Source organism: Streptomyces longispororuber (assembly GCF_014656095.1).
Taxonomy (GTDB): Bacteria; Actinomycetota; Actinomycetes; order Streptomycetales; family Streptomycetaceae; genus Streptomyces; species Streptomyces longispororuber.
Map to the genome: position 1 here is coordinate 1 of NZ_BNBT01000092.1, position 12,329 is coordinate 12,329.

The window sequence follows — 12,329 nt, forward strand, 5'->3', positions numbered from 1 at the left end:
GCCCCGCCGGGGCCCGCGGTGCGGTCGGGCCCGGCGGCGTACCCGCCGCGGCGGCCGGTGACGCGGTAGGGCTCGGTGCCGTACCCGGCGGCGCGCAGCGTGGCGTCGACGGTCCAGTACGTGTGCGGCCGGGTCGCGGCGGGCCCGGCGTGCACGGCGAGCCGCCCGCCGGGGGCGAGGACGCGGGCGACGAGGCCGTAGAACTCCTGGGAGTACAGCTTGGTGCTCGCGGTGATGCCCGGGTCGGGCAGGTCGGCGAGGACGACGTCGTACGTCCGCCGGTGCGGGCCGCGCAGCCAGCGGAAGGCGTCGGCGTGGGTGACGTGCACGCGCGGGTCGCGGTAGACGTGGCCGTTGAGCCCGCTGAGCACCGGGTCGCGGCGGGCGAGGCCGACGACGGCGGGGTCGAGCTCGACGACGTCGACGCGGCGCACCCCCGCGTGGCGGAGCGCCTCGCGGGCGGCGAGCCCGTCGCCGCCGCCGAGGACGAGGACCCGCTCGTGCCGTCCCGCGCGCAGGGCGGGCCGGACGAGGGCCTGGTGGTAGCGGCGCTCGTCGCTGCCGCTGACGCGCAGCCTGCCGTCGAGGAACAGGCGCAGGGACGCGCGGTCGGCGCCGGTGAGGACGACCTCCTGCACGGGGGTGCGGACGGCGACGCGGACGTCGGAGCCGTACACGGCGCGGCGCGCGGCGCGCTCGAAGTCGTCGACGTGCACGGCGGCGGTGGCGAGCACGGCGAGGACGACGGCGTTCACGGCGAGCAGCAGCCAGCGGCCGCGCGCGGTCAGGTCGCGGCCGAACAGGCCGAGGACGAGCGCGCCGCCCGCGAGGACGTTGACGGCGCCGGTGAGCAGCGCCCCGGTGAGCTGCCCGAACCAGGGCAGCAGCAGGAAGGGGAAGGCCAGGCCGCCGACCAGGGCGCCCACGTAGTCCGCGGCGAACAGGTCGGCCACGGCGCCGCCCGCGTCCTGCCGCCGCACCCGCTGGATGAGCACCATGAGCAGGGGCACCTCGGCGCCGATGAGGACGCCGATGGCCAGGGAGAACGCCACGAACAGGTAGCGGGAGCCGCCGGCCCACATCTCGCCCCGGTCCCCCGCCCACGCGAACGCCGCGTACAGGGCCATGGCGCTGCACCCGCCGACGAGCGCGAGGGCCGCCTCGACGAGGCCGAACCCGGCGGCGGCCCGGCAGCGCAGGCGCTTGGCGAGCAGCGAGCCGACGCCCATCGCGAAGACCATGACGGACAGCACGACGGAGGCCTGGGTGACGGAGTCGCCGATCAAGTACGAGGCCAGGGCGACGAGTTCGAGCTCGTACACGAGGCCGCAGGCGGCGCAGACGAACACGCCCGCGAGGACGAGGAACCGGCCTGTCCGGGGCGTGACGGGCAGACGCTGACGCGGCTCGATCACGCCCCGAACGCTACGTCACCGCCGCCTCACACCAAGTCCCCCACATGGGTGGAGGTGCTGGCAAGGATGTGTGAAGGCCCCTCCGGCCCCGCGCCCGGGCGACCACCCGGAGCGCCCCCGACGTCCGCCCGGAGCGCCACCGGCGCCCCCTGAGAGCGCCACCGGCGCCCGCTCAGAGCGCCACCGGCGTCCGCACGCCGACCCGCGTGCGCGTCGCCACCAACTGCCCCTCCTGCGGGTACGCGTGCCAGGTGCGCCACATCACCGAGCCCTCGTGCCGCTGCGCGAGCAGCGCCGTGAACGCGTGCGGGCTGCCGGGGAAGACCCCGGCGAGGCCGTGCGGGTGCTCGGCGACGAGCGCGAGCAACTCCTGTGCCCGGCCCGCGAACTGGCCCCGCGACAGCGTCTCGACCCGGGCCGCGAACTCGTACTCCCACTCGCCGACCCGCTTGGAGACGCCGAGCGGCAGCGGCGTGCTGCTGCCCGGGATGCACGCGACGGTCTCGGAGCAACTGCCGTGGTCCTCTTCGAGGATGACCTGGTGGGACGCCCCGAGAAGTCTCAACTGCACCGCCGCGCCCGCCAGTTCGAGGTCGAGCGTGGCGAGCGCGGGCAGCGGCTCGCGGCCGAGGGCCCAGGCCAGGTCCCCGGCGCGCGTGTCGGTGTAGACAGTCTTCAGGGTCGTGAGCATGGGTCGGCTCCGCTAACACGCAAAGGAGGGGGTGGGGCCGGCGCGCCCGGTCGGACACCAGGCGGGAAGGGATGCCGGCGCGTGCCCACGGAGACGCCAGGCTGCTCTGTCGAGCCGGGAACGTCCGAGGGCGGTGTGACGGTTAAGAGGGAATCATGAACTGCGACACTGCCACAGCGTTTTTACCCAAGTTCGTAGGCTTTCCATTCCCGGGAGGGCCGAACAGTTCATCTGTTCACATGCCCGGGTACCGGACCGGTCCGAAACCGCCGCCCTTCGGTCGCCACCCGATCTTCACCCCGGTCACGGTCCCGCCGCCCGCTGTCAAGGGGTGCCCCCGACGACGAGACGCCCGGCGGGGGTCTCCCCCCGCCGGGCGTTTCGACCGGTGGACCGGCTGCCCCGTGTCAGCCGCCTCCGCCGCCGCAACCTCCGCCCCCGCCACCGCAGGACGAGGAGCTGCCGCCGCACGACGAGGACCCGCCGCACGACGATCCGCCGCCGCACGACGACGCCGAGGCGCACGAGGTGGAGGCGCCGGCGGACGTGTGGGTACCGGACCCCGCCCACCAACTGCCGCTCCCCGACCGCGTGCTCCTTGCCGTGCCCTGCCTGCCGCGCTGCGCGAGGACGGTCGCCATCACCGCCATGAACACCAGCAAGCCGATGAAGAGAAAGATCAGGATCATTCCTCCCCACCTTCCTTTCTTTTCCCCCGTGGGCCCCGAGGGCCCCTGAGACGGTCCCGGCCGTTCCCCCGATCCGGTCCCGCCGTGCGGATGTCGTGCCCGCGCCGTTGCGTGCCAAGGGCATGCCCTCGGCCGCGCGCCGCCAAAGCAGAGTTGAGGAAGACCAGAGGTTCGGCGGAGGATGACGGCCATGACGTCAACTCCCGGTGCCTCCCGCGACGGCCGCCCGCTGCTCAACAGCCGCCTCGCCGAGTTCGGCACGACGATCTTCGCCGAGATGTCCGCGCTCGCGGTGGCGACCGGAGCGATCAACCTGGGCCAGGGCTTCCCGGACACGGACGGCCCGGAGGAGGTGCGGGAGGCCGCGGTGCGCGCCCTGCGCGACGGCCGCGGCAACCAGTACCCGCCCGGCCCCGGCGTCCCCGAGCTGCGCGCGGCGATCGCCGCCCACCAGGAGCGCCGCTACGGCCTCACCTTCGACCCCGACCTGGAGGTCCTCGTCACCGCGGGCGCCACCGAGGCCATCGCCGCCTCGCTGCTCGCCCTGGTCGAGCCGGGCGACGAGGTCATCGCCCTGGAGCCGTACTACGACTCGTACGCCGCCTCGATCGCCCTCGCCGGGGGCACCCGGGTCCCCGTCACGCTGCGGCCGGACGGCGACCCGGGCACCGGCGGCGCGGCGGCGGGGCGGCGCTTCACGCTCGACCTGGACGAGCTGCGCGACGCCGTCACCCCGCGCACCCGGCTGCTGCTGCTCAACACCCCGCACAACCCGACCGGCACCGTCCTCAGCCGCGCGGAGCTCGCCGAGATCGCCCGGCTCGCCGTCGAGCACGACCTCCTCGTCGTCACGGACGAGGTGTACGAGCACCTGGTCTTCGACGCCCCCGGCCACCTCCCGCTCGCCACCTTCCCCGGCATGCGCGAGCGCACGGTGACCATCTCCTCGGCGGGCAAGACGTTCTCCTTCACCGGCTGGAAGGTCGGCTGGGTCACCGCGCCGCCGGACCTGATCGCCGCCGTGCGCTCGGCGAAGCAGTTCCTCACGTACGTGTCCTCGGGCCCGTTCCAGTACGCGGTCGCGGAGGCCCTGGCCCTGCCGGACGCGTACTTCACGGCCTTCCTCGACGACATGCGCGCCAAGCGCGACCTGCTGGCCTCCGGCCTCGCCGCGGCCGGCTTCGCGGTCCACCGCCCGGCGGGCACGTACTTCGTCACCACCGACATCCGCCCCCTCGGCCAGGAGGACGGCATCGCCTTCTGCCGCGCCCTGCCGGAGCGCGCGGGCGTCGTCGCCATCCCGAACGCGGTCTTCTACGACCACCGCGACGCGGGCGCCCCCTTCGTCCGCTTCGCCTTCTGCAAGCGCACGTCCGTCCTGGAGGAGGCGGTGGCCCGCCTGAAGTCCCTGTAGCCGTCGCCGCCGGGCGGCGGCCACCCGCACGGACCACCCCGCTCGCGCCCGCCCCCGGGGCCCCGCATGGTGCCGGTGTGACCCACCCGACCCCCACCGTCCCCGCCCCCGTCACACACACCGCCCGCGCGGAGTACGAGCGGGCCGTCAGCCACCGGGAACCGGCGCCCGCGGCGCGCGCCGTCGCCCGGGCCGTGGCCGCGTTCGCCGCCGCCCGCCTCACCGGCCTGCTCGCCGTGGCCGTCGTGGCCCGCACCGGCGACCAGAACGCCTTCCGGCTCCTCGGCCGCTCCTGGGACTCCCGCTGGTACACCGGGATCGCCGCCCGGGGCTACGGCCGCACCCTGTTCTTCGACGAGGGCGTCGCCCAGAGCGACCTCGCCTTCTTCCCGCTCTACCCGGCCCTGATCCGCGCGGTGCACACGGTCACCCCGTTCGGCTTCGGCGCCTGCGGCCTCGTCGTCTCCTGGCTGGGCGCCGTCGCCGCCGCCGTCGGCATCTACAAGATCGCCGCCCGGCTGCACGACCACCGCACGGCCACGGTCCTGGTGCTGCTGTGGGGTCTGCTCCCGCACTCCGTGATCCTGACGATGGCGTACACCGAGCCGGTCCTGACCGCGCTCGCCGCGGGTTCCCTGTACGCGCTGCTGACCGGCCGCTGGATCTGGGCCGGGACGCTCGCCGCGCTCGCCGGCCTGTCCCGCCCGAACGGCTTCGCGGTGGCCGCCGCCGTCGCCGCCACGGCAGCGTACGAGCTCGTGAAGCGGCGCGGCCGGGTTTCCCCCAGGCTGTGGACGGGGGTGGCGCTCGCCCCCGTGGGCTGGTGCGCGTACGTGCTGTGGGTGGGGTGCCGCCGGGGCGACCCGCTCGGCGGCTACTTCACGGTGCAGCGCGAGTGGGGCTCGCGCTTCGACTTCGGCCGGGGGTCGTGGAAATTCGTCCAGCACCTGTTCCTGGACGGCGACAAGGTCGTGTTCGCCATGACGGTCGCGCTCGTCGCGGTGGCGCTGCTCCTGTACGGGCTGCTGCTCTGCGACCGGGCGCCGCTGCCGCTGCTCGTCTACACCGGCGTGCTGCTCCTGATCACGGTCGGCGGCTCCGGCTTCTTCGAGTCGAAGCCGCGCTTCCTGCTGCCCGCGTTCCCGCTGCTGCTGCCGCTCGCCTGCGCCCTGGTCCGCACGGCGAGAGCCCGGCCGAGGCACGCCGCCCTGGTGGTCGGCGCCCTGGCCGGGCTCTCGGTGGCGTACGGGACGTATCTGGTGACGACGGCCCGCATGCCGCTGTGAAGCGGGGGAGGCTCAGGCCTCGTCGCCGGGCTTCTCGTCGCCCTCCGCCGAGTCGACGGCCTGCTCCAGGCCGAGCTGCTCCACGAGCCAGCGGTCGAACTCGATCGCGGCCCGCACCCAGCTCACCGTCGACGACACGAAGTGCTCCAGGGAGACACCCGTGCCGATCAGCATCTGCGCCTCACCGATGAGGCGCACGGTGCCGTCGTCGTGCGTGTGCGTGTAGACCTTGGGCCACAGGGTGCGGCGGTTCCAGTCGTCGATGGCCTCCAGGATCTGCGGCTTCTGCTCGATGCCGTGCGGCCTGTCGTAGAAGGTCCGCACGGAGAAGACCTGCTGGTCGTCCTCGCCGCGGAACATGAAGTAGGTACGGAACTCCTCCCACGGCGCCGCGAGGTCTCCCTCGTCGTCGACGACGTACTTGAGCTCCATCTGCTCCAGGAGCTGCTTCACCAGGTCCTGGTCCGGGACGACGGGGCCCGCCGGTCCTTCATTGGGCTGCGGCTCAGGCTGGCCCCCGAAATTCGGAATCGAGGACGGGTCGATGCTCACCGTGTTTTTCCCTTCGTACGGATTCCGCCATCCTCCCCCAAGAGGGGGCCCCACCCGCAACCCCGGTACCGCCTCCGGCCCCTTTGGGGGCGCGGGGAACTGCGCGAGCGACCACAACCCCCCGCAGACGGCACACAACCGACCGGGGCAGGCGGGTCCCCGCTCACAGCGACTTGCCCGCGCCCGCGTCCGCGGGGCCCACGATGAGGCCGTCCCCGAAGACGTCCACCCGCACCGTGTCGCCGTCCTTCACCTCGCCCGCGAGGATCTCCTTCGCCAGCCGGTCGCCGATCGCGGTCTGGATCAGGCGGCGCAGCGGCCGGGCGCCGTACACCGGGTCGTTGCCCTGGTCCGCCAGCCACTCCAGCGCCGCGGGCGTGACGTCGAGCGCGAGCCGCCGGTCGGCGAGGCGCTTGGCGAGCCGGGCGATCTGCAGCTCGGCGATCCGGGCCAGCTCGGCCTTGTGCAGCGCGGAGAACACCACGAGGTCGTCGAGGCGGTTCAGGAACTCCGGCTTGAAGGAGGCCCGCACGACCTCGAGGACCTGCTCCTTCTTCTCGTGCTCGCTGGTCAGCGGCTCGACCAGGAACTGGCTGCCGAGGTTCGACGTCAGGATCAGGATGGTGTTGCGGAAGTCCACGGTCCGGCCCTGGCCGTCCGTGAGCCGCCCGTCGTCGAGCACCTGGAGCAGGACGTCGAAGACCTCCGGGTGCGCCTTCTCCACCTCGTCGAGCAGCACCACCGAGTACGGGCGCCGCCGCACGGCCTCGGTGAGCTGGCCGCCCTCCTCGTACCCGACGTAGCCGGGCGGGGCGCCGACGAGCCGGGCCACGCTGTGCTTCTCGCCGTACTCGCTCATGTCGATGCGGACCATGGCCCGCTCGTCGTCGAAGAGGAAGTCCGCGAGCGCCTTGGCCAGCTCGGTCTTGCCGACGCCGGTGGGGCCGAGGAAGAGGAAGGAGCCGGTGGGCCGGTCCGGGTCGGCGATCCCGGCGCGGGTGCGCCGCACGGCGTCGGAGACGGCGCGCACCGCCTCGCCCTGGCCGATCAGGCGCTTGCCCAGCTCGTCCTCCATGCGCAGCAGCTTCTGCGTCTCGCCCTCCAGGAGCCGCCCGGCGGGGATGCCGGTCCAGGCCGCCACGACGTCCGCGATGTCGTCGGGCCCGACCTCCTCCTTGACCATGGTGTCGGCCTTCGCGCCGGTCCTCGCGGCCTCCTGCTCGGCCTCGGACGCGGCCTCCAGGTCCCGCTCCAGGGCGGGGATCTCGCCGTAGAGCAGCTTGCTCGCGGTGTCGAAGTCGCCGTCGCGCTGGGCGCGCTCGGCCTGGCCGCGCAGCTCGTCGAGCTTCTCCTTCAGCTCGCCGACGCGGTTGAGGGACTGCTTCTCCTTCTCCCAGCGGGCGGTGAGGCCGCGCAGCTCCTCCTCCTTGTCGGCGAGGTCACGGCGCAGCTTCTCCAGGCGCTCCTTGGAGGCCTGGTCGGTCTCCTTGCTGAGCGCCAGCTCCTCCATGCGCAGCCGGTCCACGGCCCGCTGGAGCTCGTCGATCTCCACCGGCGAGGAGTCGATCTCCATCCGCAGCCTCGACGCCGACTCGTCGACCAGGTCGATGGCCTTGTCGGGCAGGAACCGCGAGGTGATGTACCGGTCGGAGAGCGTGGCGGCCGCGACCAGGGCGCTGTCCGCGATCTGCACCTTGTGGTGGGCCTCGTAGCGGCCCTTGAGCCCGCGCAGGATCGCGATGGAGTCCTCGACGGACGGCTCGGCGACGAGCACCTGCTGGAAGCGGCGCTCCAGGGCGGGGTCCTTCTCGATCCGCTCGCGGTACTCGTCCAGGGTCGTCGCGCCCACCATGCGCAGCTCGCCGCGGGCGAGCATGGGCTTGAGCATGTTCCCGGCGTCCATGGCGGAGTCGCCGCCCGCGCCCGCCCCCACGACGGTGTGCAGCTCGTCGATGAAGGTGATGACCTGCCCGTCGGAGTCCTTGATCTCCGCGAGCACGGTCTTCAGGCGCTCCTCGAACTCGCCCCGGTACTTGGCCCCGGCGACCATGGCGCCGAGGTCCAGCGAGACGAGCCGCTTGTCCTTCAGGGACTCCGGCACGTCGCCCTTGACGATGCGCTGGGCGAGGCCCTCCACCACGGCGGTCTTGCCGACGCCGGGCTCGCCGATGAGCACGGGGTTGTTCTTCGTCCGCCGCGACAGCACCTGCACGACCCGGCGGATCTCCTGGTCGCGGCCGATCACGGGGTCGAGGCGGCCCTCACGGGCGGCGGCGGTGAAGTCCGTGCCGAACTTCTCCAGGGCCTTGTACTGGCCTTCGGGGTCGGGGGTGGTCACGCGGCGCCCTCCACGGATGCGCTGAAAGGCGGCGAGCAGCTTCTTGTCGGTCGCGCCGTTCTCGGACAGTACGTCGGCGGCGGAGCCGCCCTTGGCGGCGAGCCCGATCAGCAGGTGCTCGGTGGACAGGTAGTCGTCGCCCAGGTCCTTGGCGCGCTCGGCGGCGTCCGCGACCACGGCGAGCAGCTCGCGGTTGGGCTGCGGCGGGGCCACCGTGGAGCCGGTGACGCTCGGCAGCGCGGCGAGCGCGCGCTCGGCGGCGGCGCGCACGGCGGCCTGGTCGGCCTCGACGGCGGCCAGCAGGTCGGTGATGTTCTCGTTCTCCTGGCCCTCGAGCAGCGCGAGGAGCAGATGCGCGGGGGTCAGATCCGGATGGCCTTCGGACACGGCCCGGCTCGTCGCCGCGTTGATCGCGTCCCGGCTCCTGTTCGTCAGCTCGGCGTCCACTGGGGGGTGCTCCTCCTCTTACGGCTTGCGGCTTGCGGCCGCGGCTCGCGGCCTGCGGTCCCGCGGCCTGCTGGTGCGGTGGGCGGTACGGGGCGGGTGCCCAGGGAGGCACCCCCTCATACTGACTCAGTCAACGTACACAAAGTTGAGTCTATTCCACTCAAGGCGAGCTCCGGAAGCCCGGAGGGGCTACCGTCCGGCCCATGGCCATCGACCTGGGCGCCCCGCCCGCGCCCTACCTCAGCTTCTGGCGGGAACGCCACCTGTGCACCCTGACGACGCTGCGCCCCGACGGCACCCCGCACGTGGTGCCCGTCGGCGTGACGTACGACCCGGACACGGGCGTCGCGCGCGTGCTCGCCGGCAGGGGCAGCCGCAAGGTCCGCAACGTGCTGGCCGCCGCCGAGGGACCAGGGCCCGGCGCGCGCGTCGCCGTCTGCCAGGTCGACGGCCGCCGGTGGGCGACGCTGGAGGGGCTCGCCACGGTGACGACGGAGCCCGGGCGGGTCGCGGAGGGCGAGCGGCGCTACGCCGAGCGGTACGGGAGGCAGCCGCGGGACAACCCCGACCGGGCGGTCATCGAGATCGCGGTGGACCGGGCCCTGGGGAACGTGAAGCCGCCGCCGGCACCGGTAACGGCCTGAAAGCAACCCCCGCACACCACAGCGGCGCCACCGTGTTCAGGTCCACGGTGGCGCCGCTGCTGGGGGAAGCACCTGCGCGATTTACAACGACGGGGGAATCGCGTCAGGCGCTGCGGGGGGTGGCTGTGAGGTTGTCGGAGGCGGTGGCGTGCTGCTGCGCGCCGCGCTTCCGCTTGCCGATGAGCTGGTGGTCGCGCTGGTCGAGGTTGACGAAGACCATGCCGTAGCGGACCGCGCACCGCACCGGCTGGGGCGCGCCGCGGGGGCGGCGCAGGCACCGGTAGGCGCGGATGTCCTCGTCGTCGTCCCGCACGATGATGACGGGCTCGCCGACCAGGGTGACCATCAACGAGTCGCCGGGGTGGGGGATCGCGGTGACGAGGTCGATGAAGTGCCAGCCGGAACGGTAGGCCGTGGCCATTTCCCGGCGGAAGGTGCGGTCGTCAGGAGGCGTCGTCATGACAGGTCCGAGATCGAGGCGGAGAGGGAGGCTGAGGGGGAGACGCTCCAGGACACATCACCGGCGGTATTCGCCACCGGATCGCTGGATATCGCAGGCCTGGGGCTGCTCCACGCCACGTCACCTGGGACCGCCACGGTCAGAGCGGTGGCGGTAAAGGCAATGGCAAGCACCGAGCGAAGCATTGCTGGGAACATGGTCGGCTTCGTCCTCACTTGGTAGGTCCTCTCCCCCGGCTCCAAACAGACGATGTCTTAATCGAGCACGTCGAAGCCACAGGAGCGATGCATCATGTTCCTGTAGGTTCAGGACCCTGGGGGGTGGAGATTGCTCACAACAGGCACAAAACCGACACATCCTCACCTCATCACCGAACTGTGCGATGAGGGAGCGCGTCTGTACGCGAGCGCGCTGAGTGCCGGTCGTATCGCTCGGGCAGAAATCGAGCCCGCACCATGCCTGCTGGAGTTCGCTCTCCTGCACCCCGACCCGGACGATGCGAACTGGCTCCGTCCGGTTCCGCCATCAGCGATTTTGGCGCAACGCCTGCACCCGATCGAACGCGAGATCCGGGACCGCCGGCGGCTCTCCATCGAGCTGGCCGACACTTTTGAGCCGTTCATGGCCATCAGCGCGCAGCCCGCCGCGACCACTCACGCCATCACCGTTCTGGAGGGGCTGCCGAGCATCAACGCGACCCTCGACGCGGCCACGGAGGCGTGCACCGAGGAAATACTCACGATTCAGCCCGGCGGTATCCGGCACTACGAGGACTTGGCCAAATCTCTCGCCCGCGTGAAGGAGCCGCTGCACCGCGGCGTGCGCATGCGGACCCTCTACCAGCACACCGTCCGCCACGGTCCGGGCGTCTTCGCGTACCTGGAGCAGCTCGAATCGAACCACGTCGAGGTGCGGACGCTGGAAGAAATCATCGACCGCATGATCATCTTCGACCGGTCCGTGGCCATCATCCCGGCGCGCCGCGACCGGCAGGTCGCGCTCGAACTCCGGCACCCCGGACTGGTGGACTATCTGGCGTCGGTATTCGACCAGTTCTGGCAGAAGGCGACGCCTCTGCACGAGGAACCGCACTACCCTGCAACCGCTGACGGCATCACCGGAGTCCAGCGCACCATCGCCCGGCTGCTGATCGAGGGTCACGTGGACGAGGCCATCGCCCGCCGCCTGGGGATGAACGTCCGCACCTGCCGCGCGCACATCGCCAAAATCGCCGCCGCCCTGGGCAGTGGCAGCCGCGCACAGCTCGGTTACCTCATAGCCCAGTCCGGAATCCTCGAGCAGGACAAACCGAAATGACCACCGAACCCACGCCTCACCCCCACGGCCCTGACGAGCTGTGTGAGGCCGGTTCCGCCCTCTACACCCGCGCCCTGCGCGAGGGCCGCGTCGCGCACCAGGACGCCGACGTCGCGCCCTGCCTGATCGACTTCGGCCTGCTGCACCCCGACATCGAGGACATGCAGTGGCTGCGCCCCACCGCCCCCGCCATCGCCCTGCCCCAGCTCCTGCGCGGCATCGAGGACCGCATCGCCCAGCAGCGGCGCCGCGAGGAGCGCCTGACGGCGATGTTCGAGCCCCTGATGGCCCTGGACGCCCGCCAGACCGCGGGCGCCGAGAACCCGGAGATCACCGTCCTCGACGGCTTCGAGCGCATCAACGCGGCCATCACCCGGGCCACCGCCGACGCCACCGAGGAACTGCGCACCGTCCAGCCCGGCGGCGCCCGCTCCCCGGAGATCCTGGCCGACGCCCTCCCCCGCGAGCAGGAATTCCTGTCCCGGGGCTGCCGCATGCGCACGCTCTACCAGCACACCACGCGCCACTCCCTGCCCGCCCTCGCCCATTACGAGCGCCTGGACGGGGACGTAGAGGTCCGCACGCTCAACGAGGTGACCGAGCGCATGGTCGTCATGGACCACACGGTGGCTTTCATACCGGCGAGCAAGGACCGCACGGTGGCCCTCGAAATACGCCAGCCCGCGATCGTCGACTACCTCATCACCACCTTCGAGCGCCTGTGGCGCCTCGCCACCCCCATGTACCCGCACGCGGCCCAGCTCCCCGCCGAGAACGGCGTCACCACACGCCAGCGCGCCATCGCCGAACTCCTCATCGAGGGCCTCACCGACACGGAGATAGCCGAGCGCCTGGGCATGAACGTCCGCACCGCCCGCGAGCACATCGCCAAGCTCGCCGCGATCCTCGGCAGCAGCAGCCGCGCGCAACTGGGTTACCTCATCGGCCAGTCAGGGATTCTGAACCCGCATCACTGACGGATTCCGGGACAGGCACGGTGACGAGGGCCCGGTCCGGAGGGCCGGGGGTGACGAGGGTCCGGTCCAGAGGGCCCAGGGGTGACGAGGGCCCGGTGC

Annotated in this window: 10 protein-coding genes; 5 read left to right on the forward strand and 5 right to left on the reverse strand. The window is 72.4% G+C overall.

The features are described from left to right. Together IE330_RS24770 and IE330_RS24775 are read right to left on the reverse strand one after the other, a co-directional pair. Nucleotides 1-1,415 (reverse strand): polyamine aminopropyltransferase (locus IE330_RS24770; RefSeq protein ID WP_190138321.1); only part of this gene is annotated, 1,415 nt, incomplete at its 3' end. A gap of 172 nt (nt 1,416-1,587) precedes the next feature. Continuing rightward, complete coding sequence (locus tag IE330_RS24775; RefSeq protein ID WP_190138322.1) at nt 1,588-2,106, reverse strand: DUF2617 family protein; 519 nt, start codon at nt 2,104-2,106, stop codon at nt 1,588-1,590. 870 nt (nt 2,107-2,976) lie between these two features. Between IE330_RS24775 and IE330_RS24780 the strand changes: the two genes are divergently transcribed. Together IE330_RS24780 and IE330_RS24785 are read left to right on the forward strand one after the other, a co-directional pair. Further along, nucleotides 2,977-4,209, forward strand: a complete 1,233-nt coding sequence (locus tag IE330_RS24780; protein ID WP_190138323.1) for a pyridoxal phosphate-dependent aminotransferase — start codon at nt 2,977-2,979, stop codon at nt 4,207-4,209. A gap of 77 nt (nt 4,210-4,286) precedes the next feature. Beyond that, on the forward strand, nt 4,287-5,495 hold the full coding sequence (locus IE330_RS24785) for a putative hexosyltransferase (RefSeq protein ID WP_373314721.1): 1,209 nt from the start codon (nt 4,287-4,289) through the stop codon (nt 5,493-5,495). A gap of 12 nt (nt 5,496-5,507) precedes the next feature. Here IE330_RS24785 and IE330_RS24790 read toward each other — a convergent pair whose 3' ends face one another. Then, a complete protein-coding gene (locus IE330_RS24790; RefSeq protein WP_190138324.1) occupies nt 5,508-6,047 on the reverse strand; it encodes a type III secretion system chaperone family protein in 540 nt (179 codons plus the stop codon). A 163-nt stretch (nt 6,048-6,210) separates the two neighbouring features. Beyond that, a complete protein-coding gene (clpB, locus tag IE330_RS24795; protein ID WP_190138325.1) occupies nt 6,211-8,832 on the reverse strand; it encodes an ATP-dependent chaperone ClpB in 2,622 nt (873 codons plus the stop codon). 203 nt (nt 8,833-9,035) lie between these two features. On the opposite strand from clpB, the gene IE330_RS24800 reads away from it, so the two are divergent. Continuing rightward, nucleotides 9,036-9,476, forward strand: a complete 441-nt coding sequence (locus tag IE330_RS24800; RefSeq protein WP_190138326.1) for a pyridoxamine 5'-phosphate oxidase family protein — start codon at nt 9,036-9,038, stop codon at nt 9,474-9,476. 103 nt (nt 9,477-9,579) lie between these two features. On the opposite strand, the gene IE330_RS24805 is transcribed toward IE330_RS24800, so the two are convergent. Continuing rightward, entirely contained in the window at nt 9,580-9,936 is a 357-nt protein-coding gene (locus tag IE330_RS24805) for a Rieske (2Fe-2S) protein (protein ID WP_229925896.1), read from the reverse strand. A 327-nt stretch (nt 9,937-10,263) separates the two neighbouring features. On the opposite strand from IE330_RS24805, the gene IE330_RS24810 reads away from it, so the two are divergent. Both IE330_RS24810 and IE330_RS24815 read left to right on the forward strand, forming a co-directional pair. Next, nucleotides 10,264-11,253, forward strand: coding sequence for a helix-turn-helix transcriptional regulator (locus IE330_RS24810; RefSeq protein WP_190138327.1), 990 nt, complete (start codon nt 10,264-10,266; stop codon nt 11,251-11,253). Further along, nucleotides 11,250-12,230, forward strand: a complete 981-nt coding sequence (locus IE330_RS24815) for a helix-turn-helix transcriptional regulator (protein WP_190138328.1) — start codon at nt 11,250-11,252, stop codon at nt 12,228-12,230. Before IE330_RS24810 ends, IE330_RS24815 begins: the two co-directional genes overlap by 4 nt. Nucleotides 12,231-12,329 lie beyond the last annotated feature (99 nt).

Bases quoted from the DNA above. Each gene is read 5' to 3' on its own strand.
- IE330_RS24805 (WP_229925896.1), bottom strand. From the start codon at position 9,936: ATGACGACGCCTCCTGACGACCGCACCTTCCGCCGGGAAATGGCCACG.
- IE330_RS24780 (WP_190138323.1), top strand. From the start codon at position 2,977: ATGACGGCCATGACGTCAACTCCCGGTGCCTCCCGCGACGGCCGCCCG.
- IE330_RS24775 (WP_190138322.1), bottom strand. From the start codon at position 2,106: ATGCTCACGACCCTGAAGACTGTCTACACCGACACGCGCGCCGGGGAC.
- IE330_RS24800 (WP_190138326.1), top strand. From the start codon at position 9,036: ATGGCCATCGACCTGGGCGCCCCGCCCGCGCCCTACCTCAGCTTCTGG.
- IE330_RS24815 (WP_190138328.1), top strand. From the start codon at position 11,250: ATGACCACCGAACCCACGCCTCACCCCCACGGCCCTGACGAGCTGTGT.